20 protein-coding genes are annotated in these 19,628 nt (G+C 63.3%); 8 read left to right on the top strand and 12 right to left on the bottom strand.

Annotation, left to right across the window (positions count from 1 at the left end; genetic code table 11):
• Positions 1 to 86 precede the first annotated feature (86 nt).
• A complete protein-coding gene (glpK, locus tag ZAL01S_RS05320) occupies positions 87 to 1,601 on the top strand; it encodes a glycerol kinase GlpK (protein WP_066080789.1) in 1,515 nt (504 codons plus the stop codon).
• A gap of 50 nt (positions 1,602 to 1,651) precedes the next feature.
• Here glpK and trpD read toward each other — a convergent pair whose 3' ends face one another.
• On the bottom strand, positions 1,652 to 2,731 hold the full coding sequence (gene trpD / locus ZAL01S_RS05315) for an anthranilate phosphoribosyltransferase (RefSeq protein ID WP_066080787.1): 1,080 nt from the start codon (positions 2,729 to 2,731) through the stop codon (positions 1,652 to 1,654).
• Between the two features lie 114 nt (positions 2,732 to 2,845).
• Between trpD and ctaE the strand changes: the two genes are divergently transcribed.
• From ctaE to qcrB, 4 genes are all read left to right on the top strand, one after another.
• Entirely contained in the window at positions 2,846 to 3,478 is a 633-nt protein-coding gene (gene ctaE, locus ZAL01S_RS05310; protein ID WP_066080784.1) for an aa3-type cytochrome oxidase subunit III, read from the top strand.
• 20 nt (positions 3,479 to 3,498) lie between these two features.
• The gene (gene qcrC, locus ZAL01S_RS05305; RefSeq protein WP_066080782.1) at positions 3,499 to 4,314 is read left to right on the top strand and encodes a cytochrome bc1 complex diheme cytochrome c subunit; all 816 of its coding nucleotides are present in this window, start codon (positions 3,499 to 3,501) and stop codon (positions 4,312 to 4,314) included.
• Between the two features lie 64 nt (positions 4,315 to 4,378).
• Positions 4,379 to 5,449, top strand: a complete 1,071-nt coding sequence (gene qcrA, locus ZAL01S_RS05300; protein ID WP_066080779.1) for a cytochrome bc1 complex Rieske iron-sulfur subunit — start codon at positions 4,379 to 4,381, stop codon at positions 5,447 to 5,449.
• Positions 5,442 to 7,064 (top strand): cytochrome bc1 complex cytochrome b subunit, encoded by a 1,623-nt coding sequence (gene qcrB, locus ZAL01S_RS05295; RefSeq protein ID WP_066080776.1) that lies wholly within the window; start codon positions 5,442 to 5,444, stop codon positions 7,062 to 7,064. Before qcrA ends, qcrB begins: the two co-directional genes overlap by 8 nt.
• A gap of 65 nt (positions 7,065 to 7,129) precedes the next feature.
• Here qcrB and ZAL01S_RS05290 read toward each other — a convergent pair whose 3' ends face one another.
• On the bottom strand, positions 7,130 to 7,558 hold the full coding sequence (locus ZAL01S_RS05290) for a cupin domain-containing protein (RefSeq protein ID WP_083523090.1): 429 nt from the start codon (positions 7,556 to 7,558) through the stop codon (positions 7,130 to 7,132).
• A 136-nt stretch (positions 7,559 to 7,694) separates the two neighbouring features.
• Between ZAL01S_RS05290 and ZAL01S_RS05285 the strand changes: the two genes are divergently transcribed.
• Positions 7,695 to 8,186, top strand: a complete 492-nt coding sequence (locus ZAL01S_RS05285) for a MarR family winged helix-turn-helix transcriptional regulator (protein ID WP_066080773.1) — start codon at positions 7,695 to 7,697, stop codon at positions 8,184 to 8,186.
• A 2-nt stretch (positions 8,187 to 8,188) separates the two neighbouring features.
• On the opposite strand, the gene ZAL01S_RS05280 is transcribed toward ZAL01S_RS05285, so the two are convergent.
• From ZAL01S_RS05280 to ZAL01S_RS05255, 6 genes are all read right to left on the bottom strand, one after another.
• Complete coding sequence (locus ZAL01S_RS05280; RefSeq protein ID WP_066080771.1) at positions 8,189 to 9,301, bottom strand: winged helix DNA-binding domain-containing protein; 1,113 nt, start codon at positions 9,299 to 9,301, stop codon at positions 8,189 to 8,191.
• 109 nt (positions 9,302 to 9,410) lie between these two features.
• Positions 9,411 to 9,830 carry a cytochrome c oxidase subunit 4 gene (locus tag ZAL01S_RS05275; protein ID WP_241179890.1) on the bottom strand — a complete coding sequence of 140 codons (420 nt, stop codon included), beginning with the start codon at positions 9,828 to 9,830 and terminating at the stop codon, positions 9,411 to 9,413.
• 6 nt (positions 9,831 to 9,836) lie between these two features.
• Entirely contained in the window at positions 9,837 to 11,579 is a 1,743-nt protein-coding gene (gene ctaD / locus ZAL01S_RS05270; RefSeq protein ID WP_083523089.1) for an aa3-type cytochrome oxidase subunit I, read from the bottom strand.
• Positions 11,580 to 11,594: 15 nt separating this feature from the next.
• Positions 11,595 to 12,518: an aa3-type cytochrome oxidase subunit II gene (ctaC, locus tag ZAL01S_RS05265; protein ID WP_066080763.1), complete on the bottom strand. Its 924-nt coding sequence runs from the start codon at positions 12,516 to 12,518 to the stop codon at positions 11,595 to 11,597.
• A gap of 204 nt (positions 12,519 to 12,722) precedes the next feature.
• Positions 12,723 to 13,091 (bottom strand): iron-sulfur cluster insertion protein ErpA, encoded by a 369-nt coding sequence (gene erpA, locus ZAL01S_RS05260; protein ID WP_066080761.1) that lies wholly within the window; start codon positions 13,089 to 13,091, stop codon positions 12,723 to 12,725.
• An 80-nt stretch (positions 13,092 to 13,171) separates the two neighbouring features.
• Positions 13,172 to 14,581, bottom strand: a complete 1,410-nt coding sequence (locus ZAL01S_RS05255; RefSeq protein WP_066080759.1) for a dipeptidase — start codon at positions 14,579 to 14,581, stop codon at positions 13,172 to 13,174.
• 40 nt (positions 14,582 to 14,621) lie between these two features.
• Here ZAL01S_RS05255 and ZAL01S_RS05250 point away from each other — a divergent pair, with 40 nt between their 5' ends.
• The gene (locus ZAL01S_RS05250; RefSeq protein WP_066080756.1) at positions 14,622 to 15,224 is read left to right on the top strand and encodes a DUF3043 domain-containing protein; all 603 of its coding nucleotides are present in this window, start codon (positions 14,622 to 14,624) and stop codon (positions 15,222 to 15,224) included.
• A 13-nt stretch (positions 15,225 to 15,237) separates the two neighbouring features.
• Here ZAL01S_RS05250 and ZAL01S_RS05245 read toward each other — a convergent pair whose 3' ends face one another.
• Positions 15,238 to 15,837 carry a LysE/ArgO family amino acid transporter gene (locus ZAL01S_RS05245; protein ID WP_066080752.1) on the bottom strand — a complete coding sequence of 200 codons (600 nt, stop codon included), beginning with the start codon at positions 15,835 to 15,837 and terminating at the stop codon, positions 15,238 to 15,240.
• Positions 15,838 to 15,907: 70 nt separating this feature from the next.
• Here ZAL01S_RS05245 and ZAL01S_RS05240 point away from each other — a divergent pair, with 70 nt between their 5' ends.
• A complete protein-coding gene (locus ZAL01S_RS05240) occupies positions 15,908 to 16,816 on the top strand; it encodes a LysR family transcriptional regulator ArgP (RefSeq protein ID WP_066080751.1) in 909 nt (302 codons plus the stop codon).
• On the opposite strand, the gene ZAL01S_RS05235 is transcribed toward ZAL01S_RS05240, so the two are convergent.
• From ZAL01S_RS05235 to hisD, 3 genes are read right to left on the bottom strand one after another with little or no spacing between them, the layout of a single operon-like run.
• Entirely contained in the window at positions 16,770 to 17,807 is a 1,038-nt protein-coding gene (locus ZAL01S_RS05235; protein ID WP_066080749.1) for a quinone-dependent dihydroorotate dehydrogenase, read from the bottom strand. The genes ZAL01S_RS05240 and ZAL01S_RS05235 overlap by 47 nt on opposite strands.
• 2 nt (positions 17,808 to 17,809) lie before the next feature.
• Complete coding sequence (gene nrdR / locus ZAL01S_RS05230; RefSeq protein ID WP_066080746.1) at positions 17,810 to 18,286, bottom strand: transcriptional regulator NrdR; 477 nt, start codon at positions 18,284 to 18,286, stop codon at positions 17,810 to 17,812.
• A complete protein-coding gene (hisD, locus tag ZAL01S_RS05225) occupies positions 18,286 to 19,599 on the bottom strand; it encodes a histidinol dehydrogenase (RefSeq protein WP_066080743.1) in 1,314 nt (437 codons plus the stop codon). The genes nrdR and hisD overlap by 1 nt, the downstream gene beginning before the upstream one ends.
• Between the last annotated feature and the right edge of the window lie 29 nt (positions 19,600 to 19,628).

Below are 19,628 nucleotides of genomic sequence, written 5' to 3'. Positions count from 1 at the left end.
CCCCGCTACTGTTATCAAATCCTGCACGGCATCGTTGCCGCGCTACCAAGCCGGCTTCCCGGCGCAACTGACGAAGGAGTCGAGACGTGGAGAAGTACGTCATCGCAATCGATCAGGGCACCACTTCCACGCGTGCCATCGTGTTCGACAAGCAGGGTTCGATCATCTCGACCGGTCAGCTCGAGCATGAGCAGTTCTTTCCCCACGCAGGCTGGGTCGAACACGATCCGATGGAGATCTGGGGCAACACCCGTGAGGTGATTGGCCAAGCCCTCTCCCGCGCGAACATTACGCGTCACCAGATCGAAGCGGTCGGCATCACCAACCAGCGCGAGACGACGGTCGTGTGGAACAAGCACACCGGAAAGCCTGTTTACAACGCCATCGTCTGGCAGGACACCCGCACGCAGTCGATCGTGGACCGCCTCGCCGAAGTCGGCGGCGTGGAGCGCTTCCGTGACCGCGTCGGGCTTCCCATCAACACCTACTTCGCTGGCACGAAGATCGTCTGGATCCTCGAAAACGTCGAAGGCGCTCGCGAACAGGCCGAAGCTGGTGACCTCCTCTTTGGCACGACCGACACCTGGGTGCTCTGGAATCTCACGGGCGGCGTCAACGGTGGCGTGCACGCCACGGACGTGACGAACGCATCCCGCACCCTCTTCATGGACCTCAAGACCCTCGACTGGGACGACGAGATTCTCGAGGCCTTCGGTATCCCCCGCTCAATGCTGCCTGAGATCAAGTCCTCCTCTGAGGTGTACGGCACGGTGGAAGGACACTCGCTGCTGCGTGAGGTGCCGGTCGCGGGCATCCTCGGTGACCAGCAGGCCGCGACCTTCGGCCAGGCCGCGTTCGAGAAGGGTGCCGCGAAGAACACCTACGGCACCGGGTCCTTCCTCATTTACAACACGGGTGAGGACATCGTCATGAGCGAGAACGGTCTCCTCACAACGGTCTGCTACCAGATCGGCGACAGCAAGCCCGTCTACGCCCTCGAGGGATCGATCGCAGTGACCGGTTCGCTCGTACAGTGGCTGCGCGACAACCTCTCCATGTTCTCGAGCGCGCCCGAGGTCGAGGAGCTCGCGCTCAAGGTGGACGACAACGGCGGCTGCTACATCGTGCCGGCGTTCTCTGGCCTGTATGCCCCGTACTGGCGCCCTGACGCGCGCGGCGCCATCGTTGGCCTCACGCGCTTCGTGAACAAGCACCACATCGCACGTGCTGCGCTTGAATCGACGGCGTACCAGACCCGCGACGTGCTCGAAGCATCCGACGCTGACTCTGGCCTGCCCCTCACCGAGCTGCGTGTCGACGGCGGCATGACCGCAAACGACACCCTCATGCAGTTCCAGGCCGACATTCTCGGTGTGGATGTCGTCCGCCCGAAGGTGACCGAAACCACGGCCCTCGGTGCCGCCTACGCAGCGGGTCTCGCAGTCGGCTATTGGAAGAACCTCGACGAGGTTCGTCAAAACTGGCAGGAAGATCAGCGCTGGTCACCCTCGCTCGATGACGAGGAACGTGGACGTCTCTACCGCAACTGGAAGAAGGCTGTCTCGAAGACCCTCGACTGGGTCGACGATGACGTGAAGTAACCACCCGACGACAGTGGGGGTCGAGGACATGGACCTCGACCCCCACTCCTTTAGACGGATGCGACGTCGCCGGCGCCTGCCTGGGTTGCAGCGACCCAGCGATCAAGCTGCTCGATCGCCTTGCCACTCGAAATGATCTCCCGGGCCGTCTCGATGCGCTCGGTCAAGCGGTGTCGAAGCGGACGCTCTGCGAGCTCCGGATGCTTGGCGAGGTCGTACGCGACCATACCGGCGGCCGAGTTGAGCAGGACGATGTCCCGGACTGCCTCCTTGCCGCCTCCAGCCAGGACCTCGCGGGCAATCGCAGCATTCTCTTCCGGCGTTCCACCGAGCAGTTCGGACATCTCGTACGTGCCGAGTCCAACGTCGCGGGGGTGCAGATCGTGTTCGGTGACGGCGCCGTTCGAGACTTCCCAGACGGACGAATAGCCGGTCACCGTGAGCTCGTCGAGGCCGTCGTCGCCACGGAATACAAGCGCCGTCGCACCTCGCGTGCGGAACACACCCGTGATGACCGGGATCGCAGACTCCTTCGCGACACCCACGGCGCTCGCCTCGGGGCGAGCAGGGTTCGTGAGTGGCCCGAGGAAGTTGAACACCGTCGAGATCCCTAGATCCTTCCGGACCGGTGCCGCGTGGCGGAATCCAGGGTGGAAGAGGGACGCGTACAAGAATGTGAGACCCGTCTCATTGAGGATGCGCTCGACCTCCGCCGGCTCGGAGGTGTGGCGTGCCCCAAGTGCGGTCAGCACGTCCGAGGAACCGGAGCGGGCGCTCGCCGCACGGCCGCCGTGCTTCATCACCGGGATACCGGATGCGGCACACACCATGGCCGACATGGTCGACACGTTGACAGTCCCCACCATGTCGCCGCCGGTGCCCACGATGTCGAGACCCCAAGGGCTCAGATTGACCGGTTCAGCCGCGTCGAGGATGGCATCGCGGAACCCAATGACCTCCTCAACCGTCTCGCCCTTGGCACGCAGCGCAATGAGGAACGCAGCCAAACGCGCCTCAGACACTTCGCCGGACATGATGAGCTTCATTGCCCACGTCGCCTCAGACACAGTGAGATCGCGCCCCGCGAGCAGCGTTTCGAGCAGGTGACTCCAAGTGCGTTCAGCCGTCATAGGCCCAGCGTAAAGCGCAACATTCCGGGAAATCACCACGTGAAGACATCTGACGAACGTGGCACGCGGAGGGGGTTGGTCCCGGGAAGCTGTGAAATCGGTCATAATAGACGGGTGACTGCTGCAACCCCTTCTCCTGCCGTGCACTCTGTCCACCGGCCAAACACGACTGCCATTGGCGTCATCGTGTGGCTCGGCTCTGAGGTCATGTTCTTCGCGGGTCTGTTCGCGATCTACTTCACCCTCCGAGCCATGGCCCCTGAACAGTTCACCGCAGGCCACGACACGCTCAACATCCCGTTCGCGACGATCAACACGCTCATCCTCGTGTCGTCGTCCTTCACGTGCCAGTTCGGCGTCTTCGCCGCTGAGCGCGGACAGGCCCGCGCGACGGGCAAGTCCATCACCAAGTGGGGCGTTGTCGAGTGGTTCTACCTCACCTTCATCCTTGGCGCGATCTTCATCGGCGGCCAGGTGTGGGAGTACGCCACGCTCGTGTCTGAGGGCTACGTCCTCAACCTCAACGCGTTCACGAGCTCGTTCTACATGACGACCGGCTTCCACGGTCTGCACGTCACGGGTGGTCTCATCGCCTTCCTCATGGTGATCGGCCGCATCTACGCTGTGCGTCGCATGAGCCACACCGAGGCCACCAACGCCATCGTTGTGTCGTACTACTGGCACTTCGTTGACGTCGTGTGGGTAGGCCTCTTCTTCGTCATCTACCTCCTCCCGTTCATCTCCTAGTCCGACCAAGGAGCCATTGCATGTTCAAGAAGCCCCGTCAGACTCGGAAGTCAGCAGCCGCACGCCGTCGCAGCCCGCTGGCGACAACCGTCCTGCTCGGCCTTGCCCTGCTCGTCACTGGTGGGTCGTACGCAGCCCTCGACTCCGCCACTTCGGCGCAGGCTGAGACCGATCTCTCCTCGCCGCAGATGATCTCCGAGGGCGAGACGCTCTTCAACTCAAACTGCGCCACCTGCCACGGCATTGACGCAGTCGGCACCGAGGCTGGCCCGAGCCTCGTCGGTGTCGGTGCAGCATCGGTTGACTTCCAGGTTGGCACCGGCCGCATGCCGATGCAGTCCAACGCCGCCCAGGCCCCCTCGAAGCCGACCCAGTTCTCGGACGAGCAGACCAAGCAGCTCGCTGCATACGTCGCCTCGCTCGCACCTGGCCCGGCTATCCCCGACGCCAAGTACCTCGACGCGAAGGGCGACGCTGCACGCGGTGCCGAGATCTTCCGTATCAACTGCGCCATGTGCCACAACGTTGCCGGCGCCGGTGGTGCACTCACGGAAGGCAAGTTCGCTCCTGAGCTCCAGACCGTTGAGCCGGTGCACATCTACGAAGCGATGATTACGGGCCCGCAGAACATGCCGGTCTTCAACGACGCCAACCTCTCCCCCGAGGACAAGCGCGACATCATCACCGCTCTCCAGTACCAGACCCATGTCTCGGGTGGTGTGGCTGGTCAGCCTCTCGGCTCGCTCGGCCCGGTTTCTGAAGGTCTCTTCATCTGGATCTTCGGTATCGGCGCCAGCGTTGCAACCGCTGTCTGGTTGACCACGCGCCCGAACTAACTGGCGACTCCTGCGCGCCAGCGACACACCACACCTCCTCGAAATAACCCAGAAAGGGAACCCCATGGCTGAAGACGAACAGGGCGCGGTTGTGCGTACCGCCCATTCGTCGGCACGCACGGTAAGCCCGGGCTCCGCGATCGTCACCGACGACGCCTTCGAAAACCCGGGACTTCCTGAGCACCGCGACCGCGTCACCGACAAGGACCCCACGAAGGAGAAGGCGGCCGAGCGCGTCATCGTCACGCTCTTCGTGGTCTCGCTGCTTGCCAGCGTGTTTGCCATCGCCGCGTACTTCATCTGGCCGATCAACCGCGAGGACATCACCTCCGTCCGCTGGACGACGATGTTCCTCGGCCTCGGCATCGCCCTCGCGATGCTCGCGATCGGTCTGGGTACCGTCGCATGGGCGAAGTACCTCATGAAGGACCACGAGATGGTCGAGATGCGCCACGACGTCGCGGGCTCCCCCGCAACGCGTCGCCGCGCGGTTGAGATCTTCGCTCAGGCGAATGAGGAGTCGGGCTTCGGCCGTCGCACCCTGCTTCGCAACACCCTCATCGGTGCACTCGTTGCCCTCCCGCTGCCGGGCATCGTGCTCCTGCGCGACCTCTACAACGGCAACAACGAAAACCCAGTGAAGCTGCTCAAGCAGACCATGTGGGACAAGGGTGTTCGTCTCGTGCACGACCCGAGCGGTGCTCCGATTAAGGCATCGGACGTCACCATCGGTTCGGCGTTCCACGTCATCCCGGACGGCCTCGTCGACCTCGAGCACGGCATGCTCGAAGAGAAGGCCAAGGCTGTTGTCCTCCTCATGCGTCTTCCCCAGGAAGACCTCAAGGAGCGCCCGGAGCGCGCTAGCTGGTCGTATGACGGCATCGTCGCGTACTCGAAGGTCTGCACGCACGTGGGCTGCCCCGTCGCACTCTACGAACGCGAGACCCACCACCTCCTGTGCCCCTGCCACCAGTCGCAGTTCGACGTCACCGAACACTGCAAGGTGATCTTCGGACCTGCTGGCCGCCCGCTGCCGCAGCTGCCGATCACCGTCGACGACGAGGGCTACCTCGTTGCGCAGAGTGACTTCACTGAGCCTGTCGGCCCGACCTTCTGGGAGCGTCCGAATGCCTAGCACTGCGACTTCGACCACGATCGCGGCTCCGGTCCGCGAAGGCGGCTTCATCGCCTCGGCCGCTGGCTACCTCGACGACCGCACGAGTCTCTCGGGTGCCGTCAAGGAGTTCGGCCGCAAGATCTTCCCCGACCACTGGTCGTTCATGCTCGGTGAGGTGGCGCTCTACAGCTTCGTCGCCATCCTGCTCTCGGGCACCTTCCTCACCTTCTTCTTCGACCCGTCGATGGCGCACACCGTCTACGAGGGCTCGTACATCCCGCTCAAGGGCGTCCCGATGTCGGTGGCGATGCAGTCCACGCTCGACATCTCCTTCGACGTCCGCGGTGGCCTGCTCATGCGCCAGGTACACCACTGGGCTGCACTGCTCTTCGTCGCGTCGATCGGCATGCACATGCTCCGCGTGTTCTTCACCGGTGCATTCCGCAAGCCGCGTGAGCTCAACTGGGTGATCGGTTTCGTCCTCTTCATCCTCGCCATGGGTGAAGGCTTCACCGGCTACTCGCTCCCCGACGACCTCCTCTCGGGTAACGGTCTTCGCATCATCGACGGCATGATCAAGGGCATCCCGCTCATCGGTACCTGGATCTCGTTCCTCCTCTTCGGTGGCGAGTTCCCGGGCACCGAGATCGTCGGACGCCTCTACTCGCTCCACATCATGATCCTCCCCGCGCTCGTGATCCTCTTCATCGCGCTCCACATGGTCCTCATGGTGATTCACAAGCACACGCAGTGGCCTGGCCCCGGCCGTACGCAGCAGAACGTCGTCGGCAACCCCGTTCTCCCGGTGTTCGCGGCGAAGGCTGTCGGCTTCATGTTCCTCATCCTCGGCATCATCTTCTTCATCGCGTCGATGTTCGCCATCAACCCGATCTGGAACTACGGCCCCTACGACCCCTCGCCGGTTTCGGCAGGTACGCAGCCTGACTGGTACATCGGCTTCGCCGACGGTGCTCTTCGTCTCGTGCCCCCGGGCCTCGAGTGGCACTTCCCCGGCGTGACGCTCACCTGGGCGATCCTGCTGCCGCTGCTCGTCCTCGTGCTCTTCATCGTCGCCGTCATGTTCTACCCCTTCTGGGAGGCATGGGTGACGGGTGACCAGCGCGAGCACCACCTGCTCGACCGTCCGCGCAACGCTCCGACCCGCACTGGTATCGGTGTGGCCGGCATGATCTTCTACGCAACCCTCTGGGCTGCGGCGAGCTCGGACCTCATCTCCACCCACTTCGGGATGGCGATGGAGCACGTGATCCACTTCCTCCAGCTCAACCTCATCCTCGGCCCGATCATCGGCTTCTGGATCACGAAGCGCATCTGCATTGCGCTCACCAAGAAGGACCGCACGCTCGCGCTGCACGGTATTGAGTCGGGTCGCGTCATCCGCCTCCCGCACGGTGAGTTCCAGGAAGTCCACGTTCCGCTCACCGAGGAAGAACGCTGGCACCTCGTGTCGTACAACGACTACGCGCCGATCGTCCTCCGCCCGAATGCTGAAGGCAAGATCACTGGCCGCATGCGTCGTCGTGCCGCACTCTCGCGCTGGTTCTTCGAGGACCGCATCGAGCCCGTCACGACGACGGAGCTCGCGAAGGCTGAGGAGCACGGCCACCACTAAGCGGCCGCTCCAGCACAAGGGCGGGGACCGAAACGCTCGTTTCGGTCCCCGCCCTTCTCGTTGCGTCACATCTGCTCTGTACGTTCCCCCGTGATGGCGTGATCCAGCAAGAAATGCTCCCAAGTCGCTGATTCAACCAGCACGTTGTCATAGATGTAGCCAGCCTCTTTGAGCTGTCCCACAGGCCGTCGACCTTCCATGACCTCAGCAAGCAGCCGGAAGTAGTCAAACCGCTCTACCCCTGGAGTGAGCACGATATTCGCCTCAGCACCGCACGGCCCTGCCGCAAATGCGTGATGCACGCCAGGCGGGACGAGCACCACATCACCCGCGCGCACTTCTTTGATGCACTCCCCTTCCAAGAAGAACATGCTGCCGCTCTGAAGAAAGAACGCTTCAAACGAATAGGCATGTACGTGCGGAGAGGCGCCTGGTTCATCGCTGGCCAGAAAAACGCGTTGCAGTGTAGCTGTGCCCCCCAGTCTGCGACGCATCTGCGATGAGTTGCATTCGCACCCCGCTCTTATCTGTGCCAAGCGTTTCGTGCTTCGTCAGGATCATCATTCCCCATTTCGTTCGCTAACGAACAACATAGTACGCGAACGAACTAGTTTGGCTTAAACTGAGATCATGGATTCAGACCCCTCGAAGGACCTCCGCCAACGACTCGAGCAGTGGAGCGAAACTGCCCACCAAGATGTCGATGCCATGGAGTTCTTCATCCTGCTGGCTCGTTTCACGCAGCGTGCGCACCAGAGCTTGACGCACGTGCATCAACGCCACGGCCTTGTCGAAGGGGACTTTGATGTGATGGCGACTCTCGCGCGACAGGACCAGGGCATGTCCCCAACGACTCTGTCTCGCGAACTTCTTGTGTCCAAGTCGGGCCTGACCGGGCGGCTGAAGCGCCTGGAGCAGAAGGGATACGTGAGTCGTTCACTTCACCAGCTGGACGGACGCGGGTTCATCATTAGGCTGACAGCCGAGGGCGCACGCGTCCTTCATGAGGCTTTCCCCCACCACATCCGAACTGAACATGAACTGCTCTCGCCCCTCTCTTCTGAGCAACAGCAACGTCTTCTCGATCTGTTCCGGGCGTTGACGAGTGATGAGCTGTCTTAGCCCTAGCGCGGCAACTTGGCGAAGGTCCGTTCCAGGTCGCGCTCTGCCCGCTGTGAAATGGATGCCGTCACCAGCGGCGTGAGCTCGAGCTTCTCCCCCGCTGCACGCGGCAGGCGCTTCCACGTCGCGAGCGGACGAAGTCGATCAATCGCGAGCCCGCGAAAGACGCCGTTGTTACCGGGCACCACCTGACGATGTTCCTCCGGAGTGAGGAGGTATCCGCGGTCCTTGTAGCCGAGGACAATCTCGTCAAAGCCCGGCAGGAGGAAGCTGCGCTCGGCGGCTCGCAGGACGTCGTCTGCAGCGTCCATCACCTCCGGTGAAACCCATGCCCGCTCCCCCTCGATCTCGAGCTCCACGAGTTCCTCAACTGCCGCCGGAAGGGCACTCCGAATCTCGGCAAGGCCAAGCTTTGTCCACCAAGCAAAGTCTCGGAGTGTCGCCGGGCCATGCGAGATGAGATATCGGCGGAGCCACTCAGTGATCGCTGCGCTTCGGTCTCCGCCGAAACGATCCGCGATCGTGTTGCCGCTTGGCAGCCAACTCTCCTGCGCAATGACGCGCTGCTCACGCTGCTCGGCATCCCACGGACCGTAGGCAAGCAGCCCCTCGATCATGAGGTTCACGAGGAAGTGGTACACCTTCGGCCCAGTGGCATCGAGTCCAGCTGCTCGCCACGCCTCCGCGAGCTCAGCACGCGTGAGCCCTGGCCGCGGGCCTCCCTGCATTGATGCAGCGATGCCTTCAAGCGCGATGTCGCCGGCACGAGCGATCTCCTCGGCACTTGTCCCGAGCTGGCTCCGGCGACGTTCGAGCTCACGCGCAAAGCTCGGTCGCAGCAACTCCCCCATCCACGGCAGATCGGTTGCGGAGAGCGCGAACACAGTGGTCCGCATCGGGTAGCCACGCACGATGACGCCGCGATTCATGGCATCCACGACATCCGCCTTCGAACTGCCCGGGACACGCAGTGCGATGGAGGTCATCACGCCGCGAAGATCCTGCCCCTGCATGCAAGCAAGTCGACGCACGGCATCGTGCACACTCACCGCCTGCGGTGCGACGAGGCCCGTCGCGATGAGGCGACGCCGCAGGAGTTCTCGATCAGTGTCCATAGCGCTCACCCTATCGCCATTCGATGACGTTCCTTACAGCGTGGTGCACAGCGCAGACACGAACGTGGGTCCCTCCAAAACTTGGAGGGGCCCACGTCATGCTGTTTGCTTAGTGCTGGAAGGTACCGCGGTAGTACTCGAACACCCAGCCGACGATGCCGATGAGCAGCAGCGGCGCGGCGAAGAACACGATCCACCAGCCGACAGCGACACCGATGAGCACAACACCGATGACTGCTGCGAGCGCGATGGGCCACCAGCTCCACGGCGAGAAGAAGCCGAGCTCGTAGTCAGCGTCAGCGATCTCCGCGTCGAGGCGGTCTTCCGGAAGCAGGTTCTTCTTGAACGGCTTGTTCTCAACGCCGAGGTAGAAGCCTACGAAGGCGGTGAACACAGCCATGAGGAAGAGGGTCACAACACCGACCCATTCAATGCCGGTCTCGTAGTTGGCCGTCCACGCGGTGTACGCGACACCGACGATGATGTAGAACACCACGAGGGTGTAGAGCATCTTCTGGAGGAAGGACATAGGAGTTTATGCCACCTTTCCGGTCGTCTGCTCGAGCACCGGAGCGTCAGGAGCATCCTTGAGCGGACCCTGTCCAACCGGGAGGGCTGCCTCCGGATGGTTGAGGTCGAAGGCCGGACGCTCCGAACGGATGCGCGGGATCGAGGTGAAGTTGTGGCGCGGCGGCGGGCAACTAGTTGCCCACTCGAGCGAGGAACCGTAGCCCCACGGGTCGTTGACCGTGACCTTCGGCGCGTTGAGCGCCGTGATGAGCACGTTGAGGAGGAACGGAATCATCGACACGGCGAGCACAGCTGCACCGATCGTCGAGAGCTGGTTCATCCAGGCGTAGTCATCCTCAGGCTGGTACGTGGCGTAACGGCGGGGCATGCCCATGACGCCGAGCCAGTGCTGGATGAGGAAGGTCATGTGGAAGCCGATGAAGAGGATCCAGAAGTGGATCTTGCCAAGACGCTCGTTGAGCATCTTGCCGGTGAACTTCGGCCACCAGAAGTAGAAACCTGCGAACATCGCGAACACGACCGTACCGAAGAGCACGTAGTGGAAGTGGGCGATGACGAAGTACGTGTCCGAGATGTGGAAGTCAAGCATCGGCGACGCGAGGATGACACCGGTGAGACCACCGAAGACGAAGCTCACGAGGAAGCCGAGTGCGAAGAGCATCGGGGTTTCGAAGGTGATCGAACCGCGCCACATCGTGCCGACCCAGTTGAAGATCTTCACACCGGTCGGAACGGCGATGAGCATCGTCATGAGGGCGAAGAACGGCAGGAGCACCGAACCAGTCACGAACATGTGGTGTGCCCACACCGAAGCCGAGAGGGCTGCAATCGAGATCGTGGCGAGTACGAGCGTCTTGTACCCGAAGACCGGCTTGCGGCTGAAGGTCGGGAAGATTTCCGACACGACACCGAAGAACGGCAAGGCGAGAACGTACACCTCGGGGTGGCCGAAGAACCAGAACAGGTGCTGGTAGAGGATGGCACCGCCAGCCTCAACGTCATAGATGTGCGTGAGGAAGACGCGGTCCATGAGGAGACCGAACCATGCTGCGGCGAGCACCGGGAAGCAGAAGAGCACGAGGATCGAGGTGATGAGTGCGTTCCAGGTGAAGACCGGCATACGCCACATGGTCATACCCGGGGCACGCATCGTGATGATCGTCGTGATGAAGTTCACGGCACCGAAGATGGTCGCAAAACCGGTGGCGGCAAGACCAGCAACCCAGAGGTTGCCACCGATGCCCGGCGAGTAGGTCTGCGTTGCGAGCGGCACGTACGCAGTCCAGCCGAAGGAGGCGGCACCGTTCGGGGTGAGGAAGCCACCGACTGCGATGAGCGAGCCGAAGGTGTAGAGCCAGAAGGCGAAGGCGTTCAGTCGCGGGAAGGCGACGTCAGCGGTACCAATCTGGAGCGGAACGAGCACGTTGGCAAAGCCCGAGAACATCGGGGTTGCGAACATGAGGAGCATGATCGTGCCGTGCATCGTGAAGAGCTGGTTGTACTGCTCCTTGGTGGCCACGATCTCGAGACCCGGTGCGAACAGCTGCGCGCGGATAATGAGCGCGAAGATGCCGCCGATGCAGAACCACGTGAACCCGGAGATCAGGTACATGTAGCCGATCGTCTTGTGGTCGGTTGAGGTGAGCCAGTTCACAATCACGTTGCCCTTACGAGCAACCGTGCGGCTCGGAACGTTGTTGCCCTCCGAGAGTCCGTGCGTCTCGGGGCCGTTCACGGTGGAAGTCACTGTTCTTCGCCTGCCTTAGTGCTGTTCTTCCGGCCCGAACGAGGGAACGTCCGTGCCTTCCAGGTGGGTGTTTCGGTTGTATTCGTCGCCGTGTGCGCCTTCCTGTCCAGCGTCACGCAGGGACTGGATGTAGGCGTTGTATTCCTCCTGCGAGACGACGTGGACCTCGAAGAGCATCATCGAGTGGTACTCACCGCAGAGCTCGGCGCACTTGCCCATGTAGACGCCCTCGCGCTCGGCAACGATCGACATCGTGTTCGTCTTGCCGGGGATCGTGTCTTCCTTGTAGAGGAAGTCGACCACCCAGAAGGAGTGCGCGACGTCGCGCGACTTGAGGTCGATCTGTGCGTTCGCGCCAACCGGGAGGTAGAGCTTGGGGAGCTTGTCAGTGTCAATCTCGCCGTTGGTTGCGCCAGCTGCGGGAACGGCCTGAACGCCTTCGTAGTAGACGCCGCCGTCGTACTCGCTGCCCTCAACGGGGAGGTAGTTGAAGTCCCAAGCCCACTGCTTGCCGTAGACCTCGATGTGGACGTCAACTTCGTCCTGCGCGAAGTTGTGCTCCACCTTGGCCTGCTCACGGGCGGTGAAGGCGAAGAAGCCACCAACGAGGATAACCGGGATCACGGTGAAGAGGATCTCGATCGGCATGTGATAGCGCAGCTGGTGCGGGAGGCCCTTTTCGCCGCGGCGACGGCGGTAGGCGATGCTCGCCCAGAGGATGAGCACCCACACGAGGAAACCGATGCCCATGAGGACGATCCAGGAGTTCGTCCAGAAGGTGGCAATCGTGTCGCTGTGGTTCGTCACGCCGGGACCACCGTTGTTGGGGTCTCCGGGCATAAAGCCGTTGAGCTGCTGGTTGGTGCAGCCAGCGAGGGCGAGCAGCAACGCCGCCGAAACGGGCGCCACTGCCCACTTGAACCGAGGGTTTTGTCGCACGACGAACCTTTCGAACACATGCACAGGGATACCTGACAGTGTAGTGGGAATGTGTGGGCTGTCGTGCCGACACCACCGCCAAGACGCCAAGATCCCCGTCATTCCGGGGAACAACGGGGATCTTGGGTGGCGCGTCCGGGGCAAATTTGGCCCCTATATCGACACTGCAGAATGTGATTTGTTGGTTTTTGCGACTGCTGCGCGTCAGTGGAACGAGTCTCCGCAGGCGCAGGATCCGGTCGCGCTCGGGTTGTCGATCGTGAAGCCCTGCTTCTGGATCGTGTCCTCGAAGTCGATCGTGGCACCGTCGAGGTACGGCACGCTCATCGGGTCCACGATGACCTCGACACCGTCGAAGTCCATCTTGGCGTCGCCGTCGAGCTCGCGCTCGTCGAAGTACAGCTGGTAGATGAGTCCACTGCATCCACCCGGCTGCACTGCAATGCGCAGACGCAGGTCGTCGCGACCTTCCTGAGCAAGCAGACTCTTCACCTTGTCGGCGGCGTTCTGGGTGATACGCACCGTGTGCGTCGCCTCGGTGAGGGCGATGCCGTCGAGAGCGGTTGTGGTCATGATTCTCCTGAAAGTGTGATGGCGCACCAAGGGCAGTTGTCGATGACAACGTCACCCGAGCATGCAGTATTCCCGATGACTTAGCGTGCCGCTTCCCCGCGTTGATAGCGAGCAAGGAAGAGCGCCTCCGCGAGGATGGCACGGCGGAGCACACCAAGGTGCTGCGACTCGTTCGGGCTGTGCGCCATCGTCTGCGGGTCTTCGATACCCGTCACGAGGATCTCCGCGTCTGGGAATTCACGTACGAAGTCCGCGATGAACGGGATTGAACCACCGATACCGGTCTTAGCCGGCTCCGTCTCCCACGCGTCACGCATCGAGGCGAGCATGAGCTGGGCCGCCGGGCCGTCGACGTCCACGAGGAAGGCGTTGCCCTTGTCGAGGTTCGAGACCTCAACGTGTGCGCCGAAGGGAGCGTGCTCGCGTACGTGACGCTCAAGCGCCTCAGCTGCAGCATCAACGTCCTGGCCGGGGGCAATACGGCAGGAGACGTGGACCTTGATCTCGGAGCTCAGCGTGTTCGAGGCGTTCGCCACGGTGGGTGCGTCGATTCCGGTCACCGTGATGGACGGCTGGTACCAGAGGCGAGCATCCACGGGGCCGCTGCTGATGAGCCGGACACCATCGAGCAGCTCAGCTTCCTTGCGGAACTCGTCTTCGCTGCGGGCTTCGACCTCGGCGTTGTGCGTAATGAGGCCTTCGACTGCGACCGAACCGTCTTCGCTCCAGAAGCTGTTGAGCAGTCGGATCATCGCGAGCATGGCATCCGGCACGGCGCCACCGAACATGCCCGAGTGCCAGGCGTGCTCGAGGGTACGAACCGTGATGTCGAAGGTGATGTTGCCGCGAAGCGCGACGGTGAGGCCGGGCGTCTCGGTGTCGGGGTTGTCGGAGTCGGCGACGATGATCGCGTCGGCGCGGAGCTCGTCAGCGTGGGCGGCAAGGAACGGCGCGAAGCTGCGCGAACCGTTTTCTTCTTCACCCTCGATGAACACGTTGATGCCGAGACCGAAGTCTTCACCGAGCACATCGCGGAGGGCTTCGAGGGCAGCAATGTGCGAGAGCACGCCTGCCTTGTCGTCGCTCGAGCCGCGCCCGTAGAGGCGGTCACCGATGATCGTCGGCTCGTACGGCGGGGTGTTCCAGCTCTCCGGGTTGCCTTCCGGCTGCACGTCGTGGTGAGCGTAGAGGGTCACCGTCGGGAAACCCTCGCGTGCCGGGCGGTGGGCCACAAGGCCAGGCTGGCCGAGGCGGCCCTCAGCGTCTTCGTGCTGGTGAATCTCGACCTTCGGGAACAGTCCGGTGTCCTCGAGCAGCTGCTTCACGTGTTCAGCGCTCGCCCGCACGTGTGCGGGGTCGAAGGCATCCCACGACACCGAGGGAATGCGCACGAGGTCCGAAAGCCGGGCAATGGTGGCAGGCATGCCGAGCTCGACGCGGTCGCGAAGCGCGCGCTCGAGGTCGTCGGCGGGAAGGTTTTGTTCGGTCATGACTTAAGCTTAGAGTTCCCGTTTTTTAGAAGAGGCATTCATGTCAAGCACCTCCAAGAAGGCTCGTGTCGAGGCACAGCCGGTGGACGACGCCACGACCACCGCGAAGGCGAAGAAGGGCCCGACCCCACGCCGCCGCGAACGCGAGCAACAGAACCTGCGCCCGATCGTTCCGGCCGACCGGAAGCAGGCCAAGCGCGAGCAGCGGGAGCAGGCACGCAAGCTTCAGGAGGAACAGCGCGACGGTATGGCGCGTGGCGATGACAAGTACCTTCGCCCGCAAGATCGCGGCCCGCAGAAGCGCTTCACGCGCGATGTGGTGGACGCTCGTTTCAATGTCGGCGAGGCGCTCCTGCCAGCGATGTTCCTGGTCGTCATCGTGCAGATGTTTGTTGACCCGACGAAGGCGTTCATCCTTTACGGCTTCATGGCGGTGTACGCGATTGCCTGGTCGATTGACTCGCTGATCGTCGCACGCTCGATCAAGCGCCGCATCGCCGAAGTGCTTGGGGGCAAGGACCGCGTCGAGTCAGGGATTGCCCGCACGGTGTTCGGTCGTTCCTCGCAGCTTCGCTTTGCTCGCATGCCGAAGCCTCGCGTGAAGCGCGGCGCAAAGCTCGAGTACACCGAGCACTATCGCTAGGGTCTCCTCCCCACTACAGGCCGAGCGCCAGTTTGATCGCGAGGCCAAGCATCACGGCTCCCACAACGAGATCGACGACTCTCCACGTGGAGGGCTTGTCGAGCACCTTGGCGAGCAGGCGCGCGCCGTAGCCGAGGCACGTGAACCAGATGACGCTGCCGAGCACGGCGCCTCCCGCGAAGATCCACCGATCGCTCGGCCCGTGCTGATTCGCGAGGCTGCCGAGGAGCACCACGGTGTCAAGGTAGACGTGCGGGTTGAGGAAGGTAATCGCAAGGGCGGTCAAGACAACCGAGCCGCGTGAGGCTGGGGCCTCTGGTTCGAGCTTGCCGGGCCGAGCTGCGCTTCGGAACGAACCGATCGCGAACCAGATGAGGTAGAGCACGCCCGCCCAGCGAAGCACCTCAAGCAGCCACGGCACCGCCTCAACGATGACCCCAATGCCAGCCGTACCGGCGGTGATGAGGAGCACATCTCCGAGGATGCAGACGAGGACGACTTCGACCAGGTGCTCGCGACGAATCCCCTGCCGGAGCAAGAAGGCGTTCTGTGCGCCAATCGCGACGATGAGGGCAAGGCCGGTCACTGTGCCGGAGAGCATGAGCGGGATCATGTGTTTGAGGCTAAGAGGATGCCATTCATTAGCCTAATGCGTGTCTTTTCATCTGCATTAGCATTACTTCATGAACCTCGAGCAGCTGCGTGCCCTGCGATCCGTCATCGATGAAGAATCCTTTGAGGGGGCTGCGTATGAACTCGGCGTGAGCCCCTCAGCGATCAGCCAGCGCATCAAGGCGCTCGAGGGCAGCGTCGGGCAGGTCCTCGTTCGCCGCGGCACACCATGTACACCGACCTCGGCCGGAGAGGTTCTCCTCACGATGGCACGCCAAGTCGAGTGGCTCGAGGCTGAGGCCCTAGCCTCACTCACTGGTGCCCAGCATCCGGCACAACGCGTCGCGACCCCGCTGGCAGTGAACGCTGACTCCCTAGCCACGTGGTTCCGCGAGGTGTTCCCCATAGCTGCGGAGTGGAACGACCTCACCCTCGAGCTCACCATCGCAGACGAGAGCGTGAGCACCGAACTGCTCCGACGAGGCGAGGTCCTCGGCGCAGTGACCTCCACTCCTACCCCCGTGCACGGCTGCACGGTAACGGGGCTTGGCCTCATGCGCTTCCTGCCCGTTGCCTCCCCCGCATTCCTGGAACGCCATCCACTCACGGATGGCCGCGGGTGGGCCGAGGCGCCAGTCCTGCGGTTCAACGCGGACGACGCCATCCAGTTGCGATTCCTTGCACGACGCGGCATCGACTTCCCCACGCCCACCCACCAGGTGCCCTCAAGCGAAGGCTTCTTCGACGCCGTCACGCGCGGGCTCGGCTGGGGACTCGTGCCGGAACCGCAATTGCGCGCAGCACAGGGTCACGAACTCGTCGTCCTCAATGACGACTTCGAGGACGTCCCCCTGTACTGGCAGCGCTGGTCGCTGCGCTCCGAGCGCCTCGATCGGATCACCGAGGCGCTCGTCGCGACAGCTGCAGCACACCTTAGGCCGCTTGACGATCCTTCAGAAGCTTCTCGAGACCGCGGTTGATCTTGCGAGCCCAGAGCGGACCCGAGTAAAGGAACTCGGTGTAGCCCTGCACGAGGGTGGCACCAGCGTCGAGGCGCTCGAGCACATCTTCTGCCGTGCGCACACCACCAACTGAGATAAGCGTCATCGACTCGGGGACGTGGGCGCGCAGGAGCTTCAGCACCTCAAGCGCACGCGAGGCAAGCGGGGCACCCGAGAGGCCGCCAGCGCCGTAGGCCTCGACGACGCGGGCCGAGGTCGTGAGACCCTCGCGCGAGATGGTCGTGTTCGTTGCGATGATGCCGTCAAGTTCGAGGCGAACGGCGAGGTCGGCAATGCCGAGAATCTCCTCGTCGCTGAGGTCCGGCGAGATCTTCACAAGGAGTGGCACGCGGCCGGCCGCGACCTTCGTTTCCGTCAGGATGGGCTCGAGCGACTCAATCGCCTGGAGCTTGCGAAGGCCCGGGGTGTTTGGCGACGAGACGTTCACGACGAAGTACTCCGCGACCTCGCGCAGGGTCGAGGCGGCCGACACGTAGTCGTTGACGGCTTCTTCGGCGGGCGTGTTCTTGTTCTTGCCGAGGTTCACACCGATGATGATGCGGCCCGACTGGCAGCGGCGAAGCTTGTTCGCCATGGCGCGGGCACCCTCGTTGTTGAAGCCCATCCGGTTGATGAGGCCCTTGTCCAGGATGAGGCGGTACAAGCGCGGCCTCGGGTTGCCGGGCTGCGCCTTCGGCGTGACCGTGCCGACCTCGACGTGGCCGAAGCCGAGTGCTTCGAGGCCATCGACGTAGCTGCCGTGCTTGTCGAAGCCTGCGGCAAGACCGAAGGGCGAGGGGAATTCGAGGCCCAGGGCGCGCGTGCGGAGGCTCTCGTCCGCGAAGGTCATGCGGCGGACGACCGAGGTGAGGATCGGGCGACCGAGGATCTTGATGACGAACCCAGCCAGCGCGTGTGCGTGTTCCGGATCAAGTTTGGACAGGACATAGCGGAACAGCAGCGGGTACACGGTTACTCCTCAGGTTGAGCGTCAGTTTCAAGCACTCGAGCTTGACGCATTGCCGCAATCGCGGACTCAAAGTCGTCGAGAGATGCAAAGTCTTCGTAGACACTGGCAAAGCGAAGGTAGGCGACGTCGTCGAGCTTGCGCAGGTGCGGAAGGATCGCAAGCCCCACGTCTCGTGCGGTCACCTGGCTATTTCCACCCGCGCGAATCGACTCCTCAACCTGCTGCGCAAGCACTGCGAGATCGGAGTCCGTGACCGGACGACCCTGGCAGGCCTTTCGGACACCGGCCACGACCTTGTCACGCGAAAAGAGCTCCGCGACGCCGTTGCGCTTGATCACCGTGAGGCTCGCGGTCTCGGTCGTCGAGAAGCGTCGTCCACACTCCGGGCATTGGCGACGGCGACGAATCGAGGCGCCGTCGTCGCTCGTGCGGGAGTCGACCACGCGCGAATCGGTGTGGCGGCAGAACGGACAGTGCATTAGCTCGTCGCCTCTCGGGCGAGGGCCGCGTCGCCGTGGGCGGGAAGGTCCTCGGCGTTCGCAAGGGCCACAATCTTCGGCGTCACCTCAGCGAGCGCATCCCGGTTGTAGCGGATGACCTGCTGGGCGCGCAGGAAGGTGTAAGCGCCAAGACCTGAGGCACCGCGGGCAGCCTGGCCACCGGTCGGAAGGACGTGGTTCGATCCGGCGAGGTAGTCGCCAAGGCTCACGGGCGCGTATGGGCCCATGAAGATCGCACCGGCAGCGGTGATGTTCGTGAGCACCGCTTCGTCGTCACGCGTCTGGATTTCGAGGTGCTCCGGGCCGTAGGCGTTCGACACACGCGCGGCCGTCTCGAGGTCATCCACGAGCACGATTGCCGACTGCTGCGAGGTGAGCGCCGTCGTCGCGCGCTCCCGATGAGGTGTTGCGGAACACTTCGCTTCAAGTTCTGCGTTCACGCGCTCGGCGAAGGCCGCGTCATCCGTCACGAGCACCGAGGCGGCGAGTTCGTCGTGCTCGGCCTGCGAGAGGAGGTCGCTCGCGACCATGGCGGGCGCTGCCGAGCCGTCGGCGATGATGAGGATCTCGGTGGGGCCAGCCTCAGCGTCGATACCGGCAACCGAGCTCACAGCACGCTTCGCCGCGGCCACGTACACATTGCCCGGGCCGGTAATGACGTTGACCGACTCAAGCTCGATGGCAGGGACACCGTAGGCGAGTGCACCGATCGCACCTGCACCACCCATGGCGTACACCTCGGTGATGCCAAGCAGCGCGCAGGCGGCGAGGATCGTCGGGTGTACACGGTGGCCCTGGTCTCGCTGCGGCGGCGACACGAGCGCGATCGACGCGACGCCAGCTTCCTGCGCGGCCACCGCGTTCATGACAACGCTCGAGGGGTAGACGGCCTTGCCGCCCGGGACGTAGAGGCCCACTCGGTCGACCGGCTGCCAGCGCTGGGTAATCTCGGCACCCGGCGCAAGCGTCGTGACGCGCTCCGGCGGCACCTGGGCGCGCGATCCTTCACGAACGCGGCGAATCATCTCTTCGAGTGCGGCACGCACGTCAGCGTCGAGCTGCTCGAGGGCATCCTGGATCTCGTCAGCAGGCACGCGGATGGAGGCGGCGCGACCGCCGTCAAAGCGTTCGGCCTGCTCGTTGAGTGCTTCGACACCCTGAGCGCGGACGGCGTCGATGAGTTCAACTGCTGCAGCATGCGCGGCCGAAATATCGAGTTCTGGCCGGGGCAGCGCCGTCGCCAGCTCCTGGGCGGTCAGCGTTCGAGAGCGAAGATCAATGGTGCGCAGCATTCGTTTATGGTACCGGGGCTTACTGAGGG

Source organism: [Zimmermannella] alba NBRC 15616, from assembly GCF_001570905.1.
GTDB lineage: Bacteria > Actinomycetota > Actinomycetes > Actinomycetales > Microbacteriaceae > Pseudoclavibacter > Pseudoclavibacter albus.
This window is presented reverse-complemented; position numbering and strand designations above follow the sequence as displayed.